This is a genomic window from Methylobacterium sp. HJ2, assembly GCF_056431005.1.
Genome location: NZ_JBWJYM010000005.1, coordinates 321,218 through 340,567 on the forward strand (window position 1 = coordinate 321,218; position 19,350 = coordinate 340,567).

14 protein-coding genes and 1 tRNA gene are annotated in these 19,350 nt (G+C 71.9%); 10 read left to right on the forward strand and 5 right to left on the reverse strand.

The window, feature by feature from the left end:
- Positions 1–70: 70 nt before the first annotated feature.
- Positions 71–331 (forward strand): helix-turn-helix domain-containing protein, encoded by a 261-nt coding sequence (locus tag ACS5RC_RS14945; RefSeq protein ID WP_478344654.1) that lies wholly within the window; start codon positions 71–73, stop codon positions 329–331.
- Between the two features lie 199 nt (positions 332–530).
- On the opposite strand, the gene ACS5RC_RS14950 is transcribed toward ACS5RC_RS14945, so the two are convergent.
- The 3 genes from ACS5RC_RS14950 to ACS5RC_RS14960 form a co-directional block, all read right to left on the reverse strand.
- Positions 531–1,523, reverse strand: a complete 993-nt coding sequence (locus ACS5RC_RS14950; RefSeq protein WP_478344655.1) for a hypothetical protein — start codon at positions 1,521–1,523, stop codon at positions 531–533.
- Between the two features lie 135 nt (positions 1,524–1,658).
- Complete coding sequence (locus ACS5RC_RS14955) at positions 1,659–2,801, reverse strand: hypothetical protein (RefSeq protein WP_478344656.1); 1,143 nt, start codon at positions 2,799–2,801, stop codon at positions 1,659–1,661.
- Positions 2,798–3,448 carry a hypothetical protein gene (locus ACS5RC_RS14960; protein WP_478344657.1) on the reverse strand — a complete coding sequence of 217 codons (651 nt, stop codon included), beginning with the start codon at positions 3,446–3,448 and terminating at the stop codon, positions 2,798–2,800. Before ACS5RC_RS14960 ends, ACS5RC_RS14955 begins: the two co-directional genes overlap by 4 nt.
- A gap of 91 nt (positions 3,449–3,539) precedes the next feature.
- On the opposite strand from ACS5RC_RS14960, the gene ACS5RC_RS14965 reads away from it, so the two are divergent.
- On the forward strand, positions 3,540–5,804 hold the full coding sequence (locus ACS5RC_RS14965) for an ADP-ribosylglycohydrolase family protein (RefSeq protein WP_478344658.1): 2,265 nt from the start codon (positions 3,540–3,542) through the stop codon (positions 5,802–5,804).
- 271 nt (positions 5,805–6,075) lie between these two features.
- Here ACS5RC_RS14965 and ACS5RC_RS14970 read toward each other — a convergent pair.
- A tRNA-Sec gene (locus ACS5RC_RS14970) sits at positions 6,076–6,168 on the reverse strand.
- A gap of 167 nt (positions 6,169–6,335) precedes the next feature.
- Here ACS5RC_RS14970 and ACS5RC_RS14975 point away from each other — a divergent pair.
- The 5 genes from ACS5RC_RS14975 (at position 6,336) to ACS5RC_RS14995 (ending at position 13,549) form a co-directional block, all read left to right on the forward strand.
- Positions 6,336–8,666 (forward strand): ATP-binding protein, encoded by a 2,331-nt coding sequence (locus ACS5RC_RS14975; protein ID WP_478344659.1) that lies wholly within the window; start codon positions 6,336–6,338, stop codon positions 8,664–8,666.
- Positions 8,663–10,027 carry a nitrogen assimilation response regulator NtrX gene (gene ntrX / locus ACS5RC_RS14980; protein WP_478344660.1) on the forward strand — a complete coding sequence of 455 codons (1,365 nt, stop codon included), beginning with the start codon at positions 8,663–8,665 and terminating at the stop codon, positions 10,025–10,027. Before ACS5RC_RS14975 ends, ntrX begins: the two co-directional genes overlap by 4 nt.
- Positions 10,028–10,287: 260 nt before the next feature.
- Positions 10,288–10,539 (forward strand): RNA chaperone Hfq, encoded by a 252-nt coding sequence (gene hfq / locus ACS5RC_RS14985; RefSeq protein WP_478344661.1) that lies wholly within the window; start codon positions 10,288–10,290, stop codon positions 10,537–10,539.
- A gap of 325 nt (positions 10,540–10,864) precedes the next feature.
- On the forward strand, positions 10,865–12,274 hold the full coding sequence (gene hflX / locus ACS5RC_RS14990) for a GTPase HflX (RefSeq protein WP_478344662.1): 1,410 nt from the start codon (positions 10,865–10,867) through the stop codon (positions 12,272–12,274).
- A gap of 9 nt (positions 12,275–12,283) precedes the next feature.
- A complete protein-coding gene (locus ACS5RC_RS14995) occupies positions 12,284–13,549 on the forward strand; it encodes an adenylate/guanylate cyclase domain-containing protein (RefSeq protein WP_478344663.1) in 1,266 nt (421 codons plus the stop codon).
- 28 nt (positions 13,550–13,577) lie between these two features.
- On the opposite strand, the gene ACS5RC_RS15000 is transcribed toward ACS5RC_RS14995, so the two are convergent.
- Positions 13,578–15,131 (reverse strand): OpgD/OpgG family glucan biosynthesis protein, encoded by a 1,554-nt coding sequence (locus tag ACS5RC_RS15000; protein ID WP_478344664.1) that lies wholly within the window; start codon positions 15,129–15,131, stop codon positions 13,578–13,580.
- A gap of 324 nt (positions 15,132–15,455) precedes the next feature.
- Between ACS5RC_RS15000 and glmU the strand changes: the two genes are divergently transcribed.
- From glmU to ACS5RC_RS15015, 3 genes are all read left to right on the forward strand, one after another.
- On the forward strand, positions 15,456–16,841 hold the full coding sequence (gene glmU, locus ACS5RC_RS15005) for a bifunctional UDP-N-acetylglucosamine diphosphorylase/glucosamine-1-phosphate N-acetyltransferase GlmU (protein ID WP_478344665.1): 1,386 nt from the start codon (positions 15,456–15,458) through the stop codon (positions 16,839–16,841).
- A gap of 248 nt (positions 16,842–17,089) precedes the next feature.
- Positions 17,090–18,916: a glutamine--fructose-6-phosphate transaminase (isomerizing) gene (gene glmS, locus ACS5RC_RS15010; protein ID WP_478344666.1), complete on the forward strand. Its 1,827-nt coding sequence runs from the start codon at positions 17,090–17,092 to the stop codon at positions 18,914–18,916.
- Positions 18,917–19,018: 102 nt separating this feature from the next.
- A complete protein-coding gene (locus ACS5RC_RS15015) occupies positions 19,019–19,294 on the forward strand; it encodes a hypothetical protein (RefSeq protein WP_478344667.1) in 276 nt (91 codons plus the stop codon).
- The last annotated feature ends 56 nt before the right edge of the window (positions 19,295–19,350 follow it).

Genomic DNA, 19,350 nt, shown 5'->3' on the forward strand with positions numbered 1-19,350 from the left:
GCAACCTTAGCCTTACCCTGTGGCTATAGCCAGTGGTTAGATAGCCCGCGCTGTCTGCTGATCCTGACCCATGAAGGGACGGGCATTGGTGGCGTGGAATCTGCGGCGGGTGCGCGTCGCGCAGGGCCTGAGCCAGGAGCGGCTGGCGGCAGACGCGGGCGTGGACCGGGCGTATCTCGGCGGGTTGGAGCGGCAGGCGGAGAACCCGACGGTTGACCTGCTCGACAAGGTCGCAGAGGCACTGGCCGTACCGCTGGGCGAATTGTTCGTGGCGCCCGGCGAGGGCGAGGCACCGCCCGTGGCGCTGCGGGGTGGACGCAAACGTTCGTAGGACGCCCCGACGGGACTTCGATGGATCGCAGCATCGCGACGGCCCGGTTTGCTGGAACGCCTCAGATGAACCGATCCGGGCAGCGAATCCGTCTCAGCCCCTGTGCAAAGCCGGTCCGGGATCGAGGGTGAAAAGCCCATCTGGCAGACATGGGAGAGGGCTTCGGTGCGGACGGGAGCCGTCAAATCACGAAAGGGGGTCACGCCTGCATCCATCCCCGCAGAACGTCGCCGTTACCGTTCCACCAGCCCTGCAGCCGGATGGCAGCCTCGAGTGCCTCCACGACGTCATCGGCCTGCTCGGCGAATGGCGCTTGCGTGTCGAGGCGCGGCGTGTCGATCACGATGCCGAGCGAGCGGCCTGCCGGCCGCAGGTAGCCGCCCAGGTCGGTCAGGCTCTGCGGCACGGCGAGGCGACCGGCCAGCGCCGCGCAGTCGGGTATCATGATCTTGACGGACGCCGCGGCGGCCGCGCTGTCCCAACACTGGAGCGACATTCGCGGTGCGGCGAGGCCGGCATGCCGCCGCAGGGTGCGCGGTACGTCGAAGTAGACGGTGCGTGATGCGTCAGGTCGGACGCCTTCGGCGTTCGGATCTCGCTTCATCACGAGGTCGGGAAAGCGCTCGCCCGTAAGTTGGCGCACAGCGATGAAGAACGCGCCCGCGCTCGCGTTGGCGACCGGCTCGTAGGGCGTGGCGGCCTGTGCAATCGCGTGTTCGAGCAGCGTCCGATCCCCGGCCGTCATCAGGTCGATCAGCTCCTCGTATGCGATCCGGGCGTCGAACAGGTCGGCGAACCGGCTGGCTGCGAGGTAGCGCGCCGGCGCCAGCAACACCGCATACGCCTCCTGCCCTGCGTCACGCAGCGCGGCCACGCTCGCTCGGTATCGCTGCGGCTGACCATCCCCTGCGCGCGTGATGCTGTAGGCCGCGTCGATCTTGTTCTCGATCAGCAGCACCGGGCCGCCCATGAAGCGCAGCCGGATGTCCACCGACCCGGTGCCGACCACATGGGGGACCTGGCCGTTCACCTCGACCGCCGTGATCAAACGTCGGCCCACGACCTTCTCAACGAGAGCGGCGGCGACGCTCGGGCCGGCCCTCAAAAGCCTGAGGAACAGCGCGTCGGTGTCGCGCTCGTAGACGCGCGTGGGCGTCGGAGCGAAGGCTGCGCCGTCAGCTACTCCGCTCATGATCGATCGCTCCTCACGCTGGTGCAGCGGCGCGGTCGCCCGTATCCGGTCGACCCCGTCCTGGCCCTCGAAGTGCGCATCGGCGTCGCCCCTCGGAGAGGGTTGGGTCGGTGCGACACCGGCAATGTCAGGACGTCACGCGCCGCGCCGGACGCGCTCCATGAGCGCGTCCCATACGGCGAACACCGCCTCCCGAACAACCGGGTCCTGCAGATGCGCAAGCAGGACGCTCGGCTCACCGTCGAAGGCGCGATCCGAGAAGGTGAGGCCCGTGCCCTGCGCGAGTGCCGCCACGATCGCCTGACGCGCACTTTCCTGATCGAACGGCGAGAGGCTCTTGATCGCGTAGAGCCCCGTCGTCACCCGGCCGCCCGCCTTGATGAAGACCGGGTAGCCCGTGCGCCCCGCCTGCGTGATCTGGCCGTACAGGGATGGGCGCTGCGAGCGCGTCGTGCCGATCTGCGCCCCTCGCGCCTGCCACCAGTCGCGGATGGCCTCGGCAAGTGCCAGCTCCTCCGCGCCGCGTTCCGTCTCGAATCGCGCGAACCACTCGGCGAGACTGGGACGAGACACCCCAGGTGCCTTGCTGCTACCGCCCTTGCGCCGCTCGGCCTCCGCCGTGCGCCCGATCACCCGGGGGACCAACGTGCGCAGGCCCTGTCCGGCGTAGTGGCGCAGCTCCAGCGCGATCACCTCGGCCGGGCTCATCTGTGCGTTCAGGAACTCGACGATGCGCTTCAGCTCGGGGTGGATGACGTCCGCCACGAACACCATGCGGATGCGCCCGGCCCGCAGGTTGACGTCAACTTCTGTCCAGAACGCGTCAGTGTCGGCCTCGGGGCTCTCGAGCAGCGCGCGCACGGCGTCGTCCGGATCGCGCCCGTCCGCGGCGCAGGCGCGCGCGAACTGCGCCCGGAGCGCCTCGGCCGGCCAGTAGACAACCCCGTTGGCCGCGTAGTCCAGCATCTGTGCCACGACCTCGCGCCGCCCGCGCGTGTCGCTCGCCCGCTTCACCTCCACCAGGGTCGGCACGCCGTCCTGATCGACGAAGAGGTGGTCGAGCGACCAGCGCCCGGCCCCGCCCTCCTCACCCGGTACCCCCTGCTCGCGCGCGATGAGAAGCCACCGACGGGGGCTATCGGGATCGACGGCCTCACCCGCGAGCAGGCTCGGATGTGCGGCCAGCAGGGTCTGGAACACGGCCTCGCTCTCGAACGGACTCGCGCGCATCGGCACGAGCGTACCGTCGTCGCGCACGATGAACATGCCCTCGCTCACGCCACGGCCTCCCCCGGCAGACGTCCGGCCAGCTTGCGCACATTCTCGGGCGTCCAGCGCCCGCCGCGCACCGTCCCGACCCCGTCCGCGTTCAGGCGCGCGGCGACGGTCTGCCAGCGACCCTGACCATCCGGCACTGCGGCGAGCGCCGCGCGCAGGCTCGCGTAGGCTGACAGTCGCAACGCGACCATCGCTGCGGTCTCACGCTCGCGCCAGGCGGTGAAATGCTCGACGGGATCGAGCCGCTGCCCGTCGAGGGTGATGGCCTCGGGTGAGAGGGGGACGCGCTCCACGCCGAGCGCCTCCAGCTGATCGACGAGGTAGCGGTTGTCGCGCCACGCCCGTTCCTCGAAGGCCACGTGGATCACCGCGGCCCGGCGCCCGCCCGTGATGTCCTTCACACGGCCGAGCGCCTCGCGCACCGCCTCCGTCGCCCTGTCGGGCCGCGTATCCATGAACGCGATCTCCCCCAGGAGCCGACCTTCCAGGCGCCCTTCCAGATCCAGGACATAGCGGTGCGTGAGGGCACGCTGGTAGCGGATGGTGGTACTTACCGCCGCCGCCTCTGCCACGTCCTTCGGCAGGTGGCGGAAGCCGATCCGGTTGACCGGCAGCGTCCAGTAGAAGCCGACGTAGAGTCCGCCCACGTTCCCTCCCGGCCCAGCCCGGACAATTCCGACGGACATCTCGGGCCACCCTAGGATGGGCCACTGTCGTCCGGCAACCGAGGAGAACACCATGCCGAAGACAGACGACAGCCAGCTGCACATCGCCGAGATCGCCGTCGGCCGGCGGTACGGACGCATCGGGGTCGTCGGGGCACCCGAAAGGAAGGAGGCCTGCGGCCTCACCGATCTGCGCGCTCGGGACCTCAGCATCGACCTCGACAGCGTCGCCCGCTGGGGCGCGGCCGCGGTCGTCTCGCTGCTGGCGGCCCACGAGCTGGACAGCCGCGAGACCGCAGCCCTCGGCGCCGCGGTGCGGGCCCGGCACATGGAATGGCACTGCGTCCCGATTGAGGATGGATCTGGGTCGGACCCCGTCCTCGAGGCAGGGTGGCCCACGCTCTCGAGCCGGCTGCGGGGCCTCCTGGCTCGCGGCGCGCGTGTGCTCGTTCATTGTCAGGGCGGCCTTGGCCATGCCGGCATGATCGCGGCGCGTCTCCTCGTCGAGGACGGCGTGCCGACGGGTGAGGCGATCATCGCCGTGCGGAGGGCACACCCGGAAGCGATCGCGACACGGGAGCAGGACGCGTGGGTGTCGGCCGGACGCCCGACGCCGCTCCTCGAGCCGTCCACGGCGCGCGAGGCCGCACGCGACCGCGCGCTCGGCGCGCTCGTCGGGTTGGCAGTCGGTGACGCGCTCGGGACCACCCTCGAGTTTCAGCCCAAGCCCGTGCGCGCCGTGCTGGAGACGATTGTCGGCGGCGGCCCGTTCGGGCTGCGGGCGGGGCAGTGGACGGATGACACGGCACAGGCTCTGGCGCTGGCCGACAGCCTCGCGCACGACCCGTCCGTCGACGCCGTCGACCTGATGGACCGCTTCAGCGCCTGGTACCGGCGCGGGGATTACTCCTGCACAGGAACCTGCTTCGACATCGGCAACGCCACCCGCGCCGCGCTGGAGCGGTACGCGCGGACCGGCGACCCGATTGCCGGGTCGACGAGCGCGGCGACGGCGGGCAATGGCGCGCTGATGCGGCTCGCCCCGGTCGCCGTCCGACACTGGCAGGATGGAGCGGCCCTGCGCGCGGCTTGCGACCGACAAACCCGCACCACGCACGGGGCACCCGCGGCAATCCGCTGCTCGCGCCAGCTCGCCGACCTCCTCGCCCGAACCATTGCCGGCACAGCGCTCGGCACCCTGCTGGAGGGCGAGACGGCGGAGGGAATCGAGGGTGGCTGGCGCGGTCTGCACCGGGACGCGATCACGGGCTCCGGTCACGTCGTGCGCACCCTTCAGGCGGCGGTGTGGGCAGTCTCGCACACGAGCGACTTCCGCTCCGCGGTGCTCCTGGCCGCCAACCTCGGGGACGACGCCGATACCACCGCCGCGGTCGCGGGTCAGCTCGCGGGTGCGGTCTACGGCCTCTCCGGGATCCCGCAGGACTGGCGTGGGATCCTGGCATGGCGGGAGCGCATCGAGGCCGTGGCTGGCCAGTTGTTCGAGGCCAGCTGGCCCGCGGATCGGACGGCGCCCGATCACTCGAAGTTCGCCGGGATGGGGGAGGGGCTTCGCTTGTTCCGCCCTGGTATCGGCGAGATCGTATTCCGGGACGGCGGCCTCGTCTCGCAGACCGCATCCGAACACAACGGGGAAATCGCTATGGCAAGTTCGGACGCCGTCGATGCCTGGACCCGCTCAGTCGATGAGCTTGTCGGGCTCTGGTCACGCCTCGGCGAGGCGCATGTTCACCCGGCAGATGAAGCGCAAGCCTCCGCAAACGACTTTGCTCTCGGGCTGCATCCGGTGCCGTGGGCCGGATCTCTGCGCAACGCCAAGGTCTACGTGCTCGCCCTCAATCCGGGCCTGAGCGCGGATGACCCGGCCGAGGAGGCGCGACCGGCGTTCAGGGCCGCGCTCCGGGCCAACCTCGCAGGCGATCGTCCGTACCTGTACCTCCTCGAGGCGCACGCGACGCATCCTGGATACCGTTGGGCCCGCAGCACGTTCGGGCCGGACATCGCGGAGTCCGACGCTTCCGAGATCTGCATGCTGCAGCTCGTGCCCTATCATTCGGAGAAGGGAGCCGTGGCGAGGAGGGTGGCGCCGACGCTCCCATCGTCCCTGGCGATCCGCCGCTTCGTTCACCAGGCCCTGTTGCCGCGCGTGCGGGCAGGGGGAGCGGCGCTCGTCGTGGCGCGCGCCGCCAAGCTGTGGGGCGTGACGCAGGAGGAAGCGCGTGTCGTCGTCTATGGGGGTGCCGAACCCCGCCGGGCTTTCCAGACGAAAGCGTCTCGAGGCGGCAAGCTGCTGCGGCAAATGCTGAATGGGACAGCATGATCGCGTGAGCGCGGGGACCTGACGCGGCCGCCGGTGAATACCCGGCGGCGATCATCCCGCGTCCTGCGCGTGATCGCATATCTCAAGGCGGCGGATCGGCAGCCACGGCGTCAATGGGGGTGGCATGCTGTCGCTGATCGACCCACTGAACGGTACGCCGAGAGCCGCGGAAAGCCGCCTGAAACCGGAAAATCTGTTAGGGCCGAGATTGGGGCCGAAAAACCCATCTCCCCCAAAAAATCAGTCAAAACAATTACTTAGAGGAGAAATCTGGCGGAAGCGGATGGGAATCGAACCCACCGTACGCTTTTGGCGTACCGCTGGTTTTGAAGACCAGGAGGGCCACCAGACCCCGTTCGCCTCCGTCGACCGGACTAGCACGACGGCCCGGCCGGTCAAGCGAAGGCGGGCGCGCCGCCCCGCGGCGATCGGTCCGGGGTGGCCCCGCCGCCCGCGATCCTGGGGCCGGCGCGGGCCTCCCGCACCGGATTCGTATTAATTTCGCCACACTGTTGTGGCCCTGCATCACGCATGCCGTTCCTGCGTAGAAGCACTTCGGTCGAGCCCGCCACGGGCCCCGGCGAGGCCGGTGCCGCCCCGCCCGATCCGGTCCGTCCCGACCCGCGCGGACCGGGCTGGATCGGGGCCGCCGTGGTGGTCACGGCCCTGGTCTCGGCCATCGCCACCTTCCTGATCCTGGCCGGGGTGATCCGGGTGACGCCGACGCCGACCGTCGGCGTGACGCTGCTGGCCATCAACGTGGTGCTGGTGCTCGGCCTCGTCGTCGTCATCGCCTGGGAGGCGCGCGTCTTCCTGCGGGCGCGGCAGGCCAATGCCGCGGTGGCGCGGCTGCACACCCGCATCGTCGGCCTGTTCTCGCTGATCGCGATCCTGCCCACCATCCTGCTCGCGGTGGTGGCCTCGGTGACGATCGACCGCGGCCTCTCGCTCGGCTTCACCGACCGGGTCCGCGACGTGGTGCTGAAATCCGTGGAGGTGGCCGACGCCTACCAGGAGAACCAGTGCCAGTCGCTCGCCCGCGAGATCCGCATCCTGAACGACGACCTGACGCGTGCGCGCCCGAACTTCGACGTGAACCGCGACTGGTTCGAGAACTTCCTCACGACGCGCGCCACCAATCTCGGCCTGCCCGTCGCCCAGATCATGCGCGGGCCGACCGAGGTGGTGGCCAAGGCCAAGATCGACGTGCTGAAGGCGACGCGCTTGCCCTCGGCCGCGGCCTTCGAGGACGCGGCGAAGTCGAACGACCCGCTCTGCCTGCTCCCCACCGAGGGCCGCGTCTTCGCCGCGCTGCTGCGCATGCCGGCCTACGACGACGCGGTGCTGATGGTGCAGCGGGAGGTGAGCCAGCTCGCCATCGAGTTCCCGGGCGTGTCGCGCGCCGCCGCCGCCGAGTACCTCACCTACGATTCCCTGCGCAGCTCGATCCAGATCACCTTCGCGTCGGTCTTCGTGCTGATCGCCCTGATCGCGCTGCTGTCGGCGGTGTGGTTCGGCATGAACTTCGCCAACCGCTTCGTCGCGCCGATCCGGCGGCTCATCAACGCCGCCGACCAAGTGGCGTCGGGCAATTTCTACGCGCAGGTGCCGGCGCGCAAATCCGACGGCGACCTCGCCCATCTCGGCGCCAGCTTCAACAAGATGACGCAGGAGCTGCGCCGGCAGCACGACGGTCTGACCGCGGCGAGCGACCTGATCGACCGCCGCCGCCGCTTCACCGAGGCCGTGCTCTCGGGCGTCTCGCCGGGCGTCATCGGCATCGACGCGGGCGGCTTCGTCACCATTGCCAACCCGGCCGCCGAGCGGATGCTCGACCTCGGCAGCAGCGCGCTGGTCGGCCAGCCGCTCAACCAGGCGGTGCCCGAGCTCGCGCCCGTGCTCGCCGAGGGCGAGAGCCGGCAGCGCGCGGTGCAGCAGCAGATCCAGCTGACGCGCGCGGGCCGCGAGCGCACCGTCACGGTGCGGGTGACGAGCGAGCAGGCGCAAGGCGCGGCGCGCGGCAACGTGGTGACGCTCGACGACATCACCGACCTCGTCTCGGCCCAGCGCACCTCGGCCTGGGCGGATGTGGCGCGCCGCATCGCCCACGAGATCAAGAACCCGCTGACGCCGATCCAGCTCTCGGCGGAGCGCATCCGGCGCAAGTACGGCAAGGTCATCGTCCAGGACCGCGAGGTCTTCGACCAGTGCACCGCGACGATCGTGCGCCAGGTCGACGAGATCAAGCGCATGGTCGACGAGTTCTCCTCCTTCGCCCGCATGCCCAAGCCGGCGATCGCCGAGAACGACCTCACCGAGATCGCCAAGCAGAACCTGTTCATGATGCGGGTGGCGCATCCCGAGATCGACTTCGCCTTCACGGCCGAGACGGACACGACCTCCGAGCGCATCACCGCCGCCTTCGACATCCGCCTCCTCTCGCAGGCGATCACCAACATCCTGAAGAACGCCGTCGAGGCGGTGATCGAGGTGCCCGAGGCCGAGCTCGGCAAAGGCAGGATCTCCCTGAGCCTCGGCCTCGACGAGGGCTTCGCGGTGATCAGCGTCACCGACAACGGCAAGGGTTTTCCCGCCGAGGGGCGCCAGCGCCTGCTCGAGCCCTACATGACGACCCGCGAGGGCGGGACGGGTCTCGGCCTCGCCATCGTCAGCAAGGTGCTGGAAGAGCACGGCGGCGGGATCGAGCTGAACGACAATCCCGCCGGGCGCGGGGGGCAGGTGCGCATGCGGGTTCCGCGGGCGCAGGGGCCCGATGCGCCGACGGCGCCTGACACAACCGCCACGACAGTGGAGAAGGGCGCCGCGCGGACGGCCCCCCAGATCGCGGAGATGCACCCATGAGCGCCGATATCCTGATCGTCGACGACGAGGCCGACATCCGCGACCTCGTGGCCGGCATCCTCGACGACGAGGGCCATCGCTGCCGCACCGCCGGCGGCTCGGACGAGGCCATGGCCGCGATCGAGTCGCGCCGGCCCCACCTCGTCTTCCTCGACATCTGGCTCCAGGGCTCGCGCCTGGACGGGCTGCAGGTGCTCGACCTGATCAAGGCGGCCCACCCGGACCTGCCGGTGGTGATGATCTCGGGCCACGGCAACATCGAGACCGCGGTCTCGGCGATCAAGGCGGGCGCCTACGACTTCATCGAGAAGCCGTTCAAGGCCGACCGGCTGATCCTGGTGGCGGAGCGCGCGCTCGAGGCCTCCCGGCTCCGGCGCGAGGTGCGCGACCTCAAGGCGCGCTCGGGCCACGCCAACCGCATCGTCGGCGCCTCGGTGGCCGCCAACCAGCTGCGCCAGACCATCGACCGGGTGGCCCCCACCAATGCCCGGGTGATGATCACCGGGGCGCTGGGCTCCGGCAAGGAGCTCGCCGCGCGCTCGCTGCACAAGGCCTCGGCCCGGGCGAGCGGACCCTTCGTGCTCCTCAACGCCGCCGCGATCCTGCCCGAGACGATGGAGGCCGAGCTGTTCGGCGTCGAGGGCGAGGCCGGGCGGCGGGTCGGCGCGCTGGAGGAGGCGCATGGCGGCACGCTCTACCTCGACGAGGTCGCCGACATGCCGCGCGAGACGCAGAACCGCATCCTGCGCGTCCTCGTCGACCAGAACTTCCAGCGGGTCGGCGGCACCACCCGGGTGCATGTCGACGTGCGCATCATCTCCTCCTCGTCGAAGGACCTCGCCGAGGAGATCGCCGCGGGCCGCTTCCGCGAGGACCTGTTCCACCGCCTCTCGGTGGTGCCGATCCGGGTGCCCGCGCTCTCCGAGCGCCGCGAGGACGTGCCCGAGCTGATCAGCTTCTTCATGGACAACATCTCGGCCCAGACCGGCCTGCCGCGCCGGGTCATCGCCGAGGACGCGATGGCGGTGCTGCAGTCGCACAACTGGCCGGGCAACGTCCGCCAGCTCAAGAACAACGTCGAGCGCCTGATGATCCTGACCCAGGCCGACCCGGACCAGGAGGTCACCTCCGAGATGCTGCCCTCCGAGATCGGCGCCCTGGTGCCGACGACCCCCGCGGGGGCGGGCGGCGAGAAGCTGATGAGCCTGGCGCTGCGCGAGGCCCGCGAGATCTTCGAGCGGGAGTACCTCGTCGCCCAAATCGCGCGGTTCTCGGGCAACATCTCCCGCACGGCCGAGTTCATCGGCATGGAGCGCTCGGCCCTGCACCGCAAGCTGAAGTCGCTGGGCATCGGCCCCTGAGGCCGTGGATCCGGGCCGGCGGCGGGGAAATTCTGCTACAGGACTGCCCACCCTGACAGCCGGGCCCGGGGATTACTGAGCTTGGCGCTTGCATCGCAACACGATTTCGCCGCGTAATGGATCTTCCCCTGCGCGGCGTTGCTCCCGGGGCCACCCGGCAGGCGCGCCGAAACCCATTGGCCTCCCCTGGGGCGGTCGCCGCGCGACAGGTCCGAACAAGACGCCGAACCGACAGAGCCGGGACAACAAAGGATAAAAAAATGGCGGCCGAACGCGCACAGAACCTTCAGGACACCTTCCTCAACCACGTCCGCAAGAACAAGATTCCGCTGACGATCTTCCTCGTCAACGGCGTCAAGCTTCAGGGCGTGGTGACGTGGTTCGACAATTTCTGCGTCCTCCTGCGGCGCGACGGGCACTCGCAGCTCGTCTACAAGCACGCGATCTCCACGATCATGCCGGGCCATCCCGTGCAGCTCTTCGAGCCGGACGAGACCGCCGAGAAGGCGTGACGGGGACGCGCACGTCCGCCCGTCCCGCCGCGGCGTCCCGGATTCCCGCATCGCGGACGAAGCCCGCGCCTTTCCCTCCCCCTCCGCGGGGGCGGGAAGACCCCGCGCCTGTGCAGGGTGAGCCCGAGCGAGAGCGGACGACGGGGGAGTCCGGCAGCCTCTGCGGGGGAGGGGGTTAACCCGCGCCCTGCGGTGAATCGCCTTCGCCCCTCCGCCCACGCACGCACGCACCGCCCACTTGGCCCGGGGCGCCCGGATCCCCATTCTGGGAGGACGACCTCTCCAACGATCCGCGGCGCCGTGCGCCGCGGGCGACAAAGGCTTCATGAGCGAATTCCAGACCTCCGGCGAGGCCCGGCTCCAGGCGATGGCCGCGCCCGAGGGCGAGATCGCCGCCGCCACCCATACCCTGGTGGTCGGCCCCTACCTCGCCCGTCCGGTCCAGGGCGCCAGCCTGCCCGCCCGCTCGACGCAGGCCCGGATCGAGGAGGCCCAGGGACTCGCCGCCGCGATCGACCTCGACGTCGTCGAGGCGATGCCCCTCAGCCTGCCCCGCATCCGGCCCGCGACCTATCTGGGCAAGGGCCGCGTCGAGGAGATCGCCGGCCTGATCACGGCCCGCGAGATCGGGCTCGTGGTGATGGATTGCGCCCTCTCGCCGGTGCAGCAGCGCAACCTCGAGAAGGCCTGGGGCGCCAAGGTGATCGACCGCACCGGCCTGATCCTGGAGATCTTTGGGCGCCGCGCCTCGACGCGCGAGGGCACCCTCCAGGTCGAGCACGCGCACCTCGCCTACCAGAAGTCGCGCCTCGTGCGCTCCTGGACCCACCTGGAGCGCCAGCGCGGCGGCTTCGGCTTCCTCGGCGGCCCGGGCGAGACCCAGATCGAGGCCGACCGGCGCATGATCCAGGAGCGCATGACCCGGATCGAGCGCGACCTCGACGCCGTCACCCGCACGCGGGGCCTGCACCGGCAGAGCCGGGCGCGGGTGCCCTACCCGATCGTGGCGCTGGTCGGCTACACCAATGCCGGCAAGTCGACGCTGTTCAACGCCCTGACCAAGGCTCAGGTCGTCGCCCAGGACATGCTGTTCGCGACCCTCGACCCGACGGCGCGCGCCACCAAGCTGCCGCACGGCGAGACCGTGATCCTGTCCGACACCGTGGGCTTCATCTCCGACCTGCCCACCGCGCTCATCGCCGCCTTCCGGGCGACGCTGGAGGACGTGATCGAGGCCGACATCCTGCTGCACGTGCGCGACGTCTCCCACGTCGATTCCGAGGCGCAGGCCGAGGATGTCGGCGAGGTGCTGCGCGAGCTCGGCATCGAGACCACGGCCGAGCGCGTCATCGAGGTCTGGAACAAGGCCGACCTGCTCGACGCCGACGAGCGCAACCGGCTGCTCAACATCAGCCAGAAGGGCGCCGAGTCCACCGGCCGCAACGACCGCGACAGCGCGGCGCCCGTGCTGGTCTCGGCGCTGACCGGGGAGGGGCTCGGGGCCCTCACCGCCCGGATCGAGGCGCGGATCGCGCGGGCGCGCTCGACCTTCGCGGTGATCCTGCCGCCCGAGGACGGGGCCTCGCTGCACTGGCTCTACGAGAACGCCGAAGTGCTCGACCGGCGCATGGAGGAGGGCGGCACACTCCACCTCGCCGTGCGGATCGCCCCCGAGAAGGAGCCGCGCTTCCTCAACCGGTTCGGCGGCGCGCGCCGGCTCGCCCGGGCCGAGTAGGACGGGCGGATGCGCCTGCCGGTGCGCGCCGCGCCGCGCGACGGCCCGCACCACCTGCGGGCCGCGCGGCGCCTGATGCAGGCGGCCAATGGCGGGCGCCTGCTGGCGCTCCGCGTCGTCGTCGTGCTGGTGCTGCTGATGGCGGCGCAGGCCTATGACGGCTCGCTCCATGCCTTCAGCCACTGGATCATCCTGGCCCTCTACGCGGGCAGCTCCGCCTGGTTCGCGCTCGCCGAGCGGGGCGGGGGGCGCCGGGCCGAGCGCTACGCCTGGGCCGGCACGCTGCTGAACGCGGGGCTCGCCGTCTACGTCATCGTCGAGCACCTGCTCGGCGGGGCGGCGGAGGCGGGAGCGGCCGACGCCGTCTCGCGCCTGCCGGCCTTCCTGCTCCTGCTCCAGACGGCCCTCAGCGTGCGCGTCCGGCACACGGCCCTGTTCTCCGGCGTCGTGGCGGCGGCCTGGGGCGCGGCGCTGCTCATGGCCTATCTGCGGCCGGACGGGATGCTCGGCCCGCACGTCGATCTGGGCGAGCAGGGGGCGGCGCTCGTCACCTTCACGGCGGCGAGCCTCGTCGTCATCGACGGCGTCTCGCGCCTGCGCCGGGCCGTGAGCGACGCGCTGCGGCTGGAGCACGAGCGCACCCTGCTCGCCCGCTTCGTCCCCGACGACGTGGCCGAGGACCTCGCCCGCGAGGGCGGCCTCGGCGCGGTGCGCCGCCGCCATGCCTGCCTGATGATCCTCGACATCCGCGGCTTCTCGCGGATGAGCGCCGAGCACCCGCCCGAGGCGATGGTGGAGGCGCTGCTGGCGGTCCGGGCCCTGGCCCAGGCCGCCGTCGCCGAGCAGGGCGGGATCGTCGACAAATATGTGGGCGACGCGGTGCTGGCCCAGTTCGTGGTGGGCACGCCCGCCGACCAGGCGCGGGCGGCGCTCGCCTGCGCCCGGGCGATCCGGGCCCGCCTCGCCGACCTCAACCGGACGCGGGCGGGGCAGGGGCGCTTCACCCTCCGGGCCGCGATGGCCCTCCACGCGGGCGAGGTGCTGGTCGGCGTCTTCGACGACGGGGCGCGGGCGGAGTACACCGTGCTCGGCCCCGCGATGAACACGCTGGCGCGCCTCGAGGCCCGCGCCAAGGGTGCCGACCTCGACCTCGCGGTCTCGGCGGATTTCCTGGCGCTGGCCGCGCCGCCGTCGGACGTCGCCGTGGCGGCGGTCGAGGATGGCGGCGCGCCGGGCCTGTTCGCCGTGCGGGAGGGGCGGCGCGTGCCCGCCTGAGGCGACCGCTCGGGGACTGTGCGCCGCCTCAGGGCGTCCAGCGGTACAGCCAGGTCTCGCTCGCCGGCTGGCCGCCGCGGGCCAGCAGCAGGCGCAGCTCGCTGGCGCGCTCGCTGCCCGGGTCGAGTTCGAACAGGATGCGGGCGGCCTGCGCCTCGGGATCGCTGATCAGTTGCTGCCGGATGATGCTGCCGGGCGCCGCCGAGAGCACCACGTCGAGCCCGCTGGTGCCGGCCAGCGCCGCGCCCGCGAAATCCACCCGGAACAGGCGGCGCGTGCCGCCGCTGCCGCGCCCGCCGCGGCTCGCCACGACCCGGGCGAGGGGCCCCGGATCCGGGCAGTCCCGGCACCAGTGCTGCCGATAGGCGACCCGGGTCTCGGCCCCGGCCGGCAGCGCCGCCTTCGGCCGCCAATAGGCCAGGATGTTCTCGTTGAGCTCGGAATCGCTCGGGATCTCGAGGAGCGTCACCGCGCCCGCGCCCCAATCCCCGCCGGGCTCGAGCCAGAGGGAGGGGCGCCGCTCCCAGTGCGTCGCGTCGTCCCCGTACTCGCGGAAGGCGCGGGCGCGCTGCATCAGCCCGAAGCCCTTCGGGTTCTCGTCCACGAAGGCCGAGATCTGCAGCGTGTCGGGGTTGTGGGCCGGGCGCCAGATCCGCTCGCCGGTCCCGGTGCGGATTGCCAGCCCGTCCGCGGCGTGGACGCCGGAGCGCACGTCGTCGACGTTGCGGCGGTCGAGGGGACCGAACAGGTAGCTCGCCTGGCAGCCGCCGAGGCCGAGATGGTCGAGGGGCTGGCGGGCGAACAGGGCGGTCTCGACGTCGGCCAGCGTCGCCTCGGTCCCGGGTGTCACGGCGATCCGCATCGCCGCCACCGCGGATTCGGATTCGATCAGGGCGTGCAGCACCAGCGGGCCCTCGCGCCCCGGCCGCTCGACGTAGAAGGCGCGAAACAGCGGGAACTCCTCGCCACGGGCATCGGCCGGGCGGAGCGTCAGGGCGCGGGCGGTGACGCCGAGATCCTGGCCGAGGGCCGCGAGGCGGAAGAATGAGGCGCCCTGGAACACGCCGAGTTCGGTCAGCGCGTCGCCCGCGCCCCGCGCGCGCAGACGGAACCCCGAATAGCCGGCCTCCGCGGGCAGCTGGCCGAGATCGATCCCCTCCGCCTGGAACCGCGTGCGATCGTAGGGCAGGGGGCGGATCGTGCCGCCCTCCACCAGGAAGATCTGCACCGGGGTGGTGAAGATCGAGCCGCGATGCAGGGGTTCCAGGGTGAAGCCGAGCCCCTCCCCGTCCCAGACCGCGCGACCGGGCGCCGTGCGGATCGCCCCGTAGGCCTCGCGCCCGAGCGTCTTGAGCGCGGCCGGCAGATCGTCCGTGCGCGGAGCGACGTAAGCGGACTTCGCCCGCTCCCGGGCGAGGGAGACCAGGGTCTCGTGGTCGAAACGGGTGCCCTCGCCCGGCAGCGCGGCCGGCTCGGCGGCCGCGGCCGGCCCGAGCCCGAGCCCGGCGGCGAGGCCGAGCCCGGCGCCGAGCAGCGCGCGGCGGGTCGGATCGTGCGGGCGGCGGGCGGATCCTTCGTCCACGGGATCGGGAGCGGAGCGTGCGTCGGGCGGCAAACGGGACCTTTCGGGCGTAATGATCGAGCGGCGCTCGGGAGACGGGAACGCGCCTGCCGGTGCGTCTTATCGCGCCTGCCCCTGAACCGGCCATTAAGGGTGCGCTGCGAAGAGAAGTTGCACAAAAGGGGCCGCGCGGGCCGAGCGCCATGCAGGCCGTTACTTGCAGGGCAACGCCTTGCAGGCCGCGACTTGCCCGGCCCCGACTTGCATGCGCGGCGCGGACGGCCCATCCGTCGCGCGACGACGGGACGAGGCCCCGGGATGGACGGGGACGGCGAGGGAGCGAGGATGAGCGCAACCGAGAACCAGCGGCGCAGCCTGACCGCCATCGTGCTGGCGGCGGGCAAGGGCACGCGGATGCGCTCGAACCTGCCCAAGGTGCTGCACCGGCTCGCGGGGCGGACCATGCTGGGCCACGTCCTGGCCGCCGCCGAGGCCGCGGGCGCCGACCGGATCGCCGTGGTGGCCGAGCCCGGCCGCGACGACGTCGCCCGCGAGATCGCCGCCCAGGCGCCCGGCGCCCGGATCTTCGGCCAGGCCGAGCGGCTCGGCACCGCCCATGCCGTGCTCACCGCCCGCGCGGTGCTGGAGGCGGGCGACGACGTGGTGGTGGCCTTCGGCGACACCCCGCTGATCACCGCCGCCACCCTCGCGCGCCTGCGAGCGCCGCTGGCCGAGGGGGCCGCGGTGGCGGTGCTGGCCTTCGAGAGCGCGACGCCGGCGGGCTACGGCCGGGTCCTGACCGAGGGCGGTCGCGCCGATGGCCGCGTCCTGGCGATCCGCGAAGAGAAGGATGCGAGCGCGGCCGAGCGGCAGGTGCGCCTGTGCAATGCCGGGCTGATGGCGTTGTCGGGCGCGCACGCGCTCGCCCTGCTCACCCGCATCGGCAACGACAACGCCGCGGGCGAGTACTACCTGCCCGACGCGGTGGCGCTCGCGGTGGCCGACGGCCTGCCCGTCGCCGTGGTGGCGGTGGACGAGGCGGAGGCACAAGGGGTCAACGACCGGGTGCAGCTCAGCGCGGCCGAGGCGGTGATCCAGGCCCGGCTGCGGCGCACCGCCATGCTGGGCGGCGCCACGCTGATCGCGCCGGACACGGTTTTCCTGAGCTACGACACGGTGTTGGGGCAGGATGTTCTGGTCGAGCCTCACGTGGTGTTCGACACCGGCGTGAGCGTGGCGGACGGCTGCGTGGTCCACGCCTTCGCGCACCTGAAGGACGTGCGGCTGGAACCCGCCGTCAGCATCGGCCCGTTCGTGCGCCTGCGCGGCGGAGCGGTGCTGGAGGAAGGCGCCGCGATCGGCAACTTCGTCGAGCTGAAGAACGCCCGGATGGGGCCGGGCGCCAAGGCCGCCCACCTGACCTACCTGGGCGATTCCGAGATCGGCGCGAAGGCGAATATCGGAGCCGGCACCATCACCTGCAATTACGACGGCGTCTCCAAGCACCGCACCACGATCGGGGCGGGGGCCTTCATCGGCTCGAACTCGGCCCTGGTGGCTCCGGTCCGGATCGGGGCGGGCGCCTATGTGGGCTCCGGCTCGGTGATCACCGACGACGTGCCCGACGGCGCCCTCGCCCTCGGCCGTGGGCGGCAGGCGACGAAGCCGGGCTGGGCGGAGACCAAGCGCGCCGCCCTCCAGGCCGCCGGGAAGGCACCACCGAAAGATTAACCACGTGAGGCGGTTCGGCCGAACCGTTCAGTCTTTCGGTGAGATCTTGGGTCCAGCCTCGCGCGGGATCGGGGCCGCCCCTATCGCGGGGGGCTGGCCCCGGACCGTCCCGATCCGGTACAAGCGCGGCCGTCGCGCGGCCGGCCCGGTCCTTGCCGGGACCGCCGGATCCGTCTCGGGGCGGGCTCGACATCGCTGGAATCTGCGCCGTGGCCTGCCCGCGGCGCGCAACGTTGAGGGCGCGCGGGATGTGCGGCATCGTCGGTATCGTCGGGCGTGACGCCGTCGCGGACCAGCTGATCGAGGCGCTGCGGCGCCTGGAGTATCGCGGCTACGATTCGGCGGGCATCGCCACCCTGGAGCGCGGGCACCTGGAGCGCCGCCGGGCCGAGGGCAAGCTCGCCAACCTGCAGGCCCGGCTCGTCGAGGCGCCGCTCACCGGCGCCACCGGCATCGGCCATACCCGCTGGGCGACGCACGGGCGCCCCAACGAGACCAACGCCCACCCGCACGCCACCGCGCGGCTGGCCGTCGTCCACAACGGCATCATCGAGAATTTCCGCGACCTCAAGCAGGAGTTGCAGGCCGACGGGGTCCGTTTCGAGAGCGAGACCGACACCGAGGTGGTGGCCCGTCTCGTCAGCCGGGCGATGGACCGGGGCCTCGGGCCCGTCGAGGCGGTGGCCGAGAGCCTGCCGCGGCTGCGCGGCGCCTTCGCGCTCGGCTTCCTGTTCGCGGGCCATGACGGCCTGCTGATCGGCGCCCGCCACGGCGCGCCGCTCGCCATCGGGTACGGCGCGGGCGAGACGTATCTCGGCTCCGACGCCCTGGCGCTCGCCCCCTTCACCGACGCGCTCACCTATCTGGAGGAGGGCGACTGGGCGATCCTCACCCATGACGGCGCCGAGATCCGCGACGCCGCCGGCCGCGTGGTCGAGCGCCAGCGCCAGCGCATCGCCACGCAGGCCTACCGCATCGACAAGGGCAACCACCGCCACTTCATGGCCAAGGAGATCCACGAGCAGCCCGAGGTGGTGGGCCGCACGCTCTCCCATTACGTCGACCTCGCCAACGGCCGCGTCGCGCTGCCCGAGGCCCTGCCCTTCGACTTCGCCGCGCTCTCGCGGCTGACGATCACGGCCTGCGGCACCGCCTATTACGCGGGCCTCGTGGCGCGCTACTGGTTCGAGAGCCTCGCCCGGATCCCCGTCGAGATCGACGTGGCCTCGGAGGCGCGCTACCGCGAGGCGCCCCTGGAGCGCGACGGGCTCACCCTCGTCATCTCGCAATCGGGCGAGACCGCCGACACCCTCGCCTCCCTGCGCTACGCCAAGAGCCAAGGGCAGCACACCCTCAGCGTCGTCAACGTGCCGACCTCGACCATCGCGCGCGAATCCTCCGCCGTGCTGCCGACGCTGGCGGGCCCCGAGATCGGCGTCGCCTCGACCAAGGCCTTCTCCTGCCAGCTCACCGTCCTCCTCTGCCTCGCCATCCATGCGGGCCGGGCGCGGGGCGTGCTGAGCCCGGAGCGCGAGAAGGCGCTGATCGACGCGCTGATCACCGTGCCGGGCCTGATGGCCGAGGCGCTCGCCCGCGAGGGCGAGATCGAGGGGCTCGCCCGCGAGGTCTCGAAGGCGCGCGACGTGCTCTATCTCGGGCGCGGCACCAGCTACCCGATGGCGCTGGAGGGCGCCCTGAAGCTGAAGGAGATCAGCTACATCCACGCCGAGGGCTACGCCGCGGGCGAGCTGAAGCACGGGCCGATCGCGCTGATCGACGAGAGCGTGCCGGTGATCGTGATCGCCCCGCACGACGCGGTGTTCGAGAAGACCGTGTCGAACATGCAGGAGGTGGCCGCGCGCGGCGGGCGCATCGTGCTGATCGGTGATTCGAAGGGCGCGGCCGAGCACGGCCTGGAGACGCTGGCCACGGTGACGATGCCGGACCTCGACGCCACCGTGGCGCCGATCGTCTACGCGGTGCCGGTGCAGCTCCTCGCCTACCACACGGCCGTCTTCATGGGCAAAGACGTCGACCAGCCGCGCAACCTCGCCAAATCCGTCACGGTGGAGTGAGGCGGGCCGCGCGCTTCAGGTCCGGTTCAGCCGGGCCGGCCTAGCTTGGCTGGCCTCGCGGGACCGGCCGCCCGATCGGGTTTCGACGGCCCCGCACGAGGCGTGCCGCGCACCCGTCAGGACGCCATGCCCGCTTCCGCGCTCGCCAGACCCGCCCCGCGCGCCGTCGATGGATGCGCCGGGCGCCCCATGGCCGCCTTCCTGCGCAGCGTGATGCCGGCCCTCGACCGCGCCTTCGGTCTCGAGCCCGAAGCGGCCTTTCCCGACAGCATCGCGACCCTCGTCGCCCGGCTGCATGCCGGCCCGCTCGGCCAGCCGGCGCGTCCGGCCCCGCGGATGCCCGACTGGGCGGCCGGCGTGACGGCCGAGGCGGCCTGAGGCACGGCCCGACCGGACACGACCCCTGGACCTGATGCGGGGTCTCGAGGCGGGAC

What these genes read in the sequence shown, in the direction of transcription:
- ACS5RC_RS14995 (WP_478344663.1), top strand. Translation starts at nt 12,284, where the DNA reads ATGCGCCTGCCGGTGCGCGCCGCGCCGCGCGACGGCCCGCACCACCTG.
- hfq (WP_478344661.1), top strand. Translation starts at nt 10,288, where the DNA reads ATGGCGGCCGAACGCGCACAGAACCTTCAGGACACCTTCCTCAACCAC.
- ACS5RC_RS14975 (WP_478344659.1), top strand. Translation starts at nt 6,336, where the DNA reads ATGCCGTTCCTGCGTAGAAGCACTTCGGTCGAGCCCGCCACGGGCCCC.
- ntrX (WP_478344660.1), top strand. Translation starts at nt 8,663, where the DNA reads ATGAGCGCCGATATCCTGATCGTCGACGACGAGGCCGACATCCGCGAC.
- glmU (WP_478344665.1), top strand. Translation starts at nt 15,456, where the DNA reads ATGAGCGCAACCGAGAACCAGCGGCGCAGCCTGACCGCCATCGTGCTG.
- glmS (WP_478344666.1), top strand. Translation starts at nt 17,090, where the DNA reads ATGTGCGGCATCGTCGGTATCGTCGGGCGTGACGCCGTCGCGGACCAG.
- ACS5RC_RS14965 (WP_478344658.1), top strand. Translation starts at nt 3,540, where the DNA reads ATGCCGAAGACAGACGACAGCCAGCTGCACATCGCCGAGATCGCCGTC.
- hflX (WP_478344662.1), top strand. Translation starts at nt 10,865, where the DNA reads ATGAGCGAATTCCAGACCTCCGGCGAGGCCCGGCTCCAGGCGATGGCC.
- ACS5RC_RS14950 (WP_478344655.1), bottom strand. Translation starts at nt 1,523, where the DNA reads ATGAGCGGAGTAGCTGACGGCGCAGCCTTCGCTCCGACGCCCACGCGC.
- ACS5RC_RS14945 (WP_478344654.1), top strand. Translation starts at nt 71, where the DNA reads ATGAAGGGACGGGCATTGGTGGCGTGGAATCTGCGGCGGGTGCGCGTC.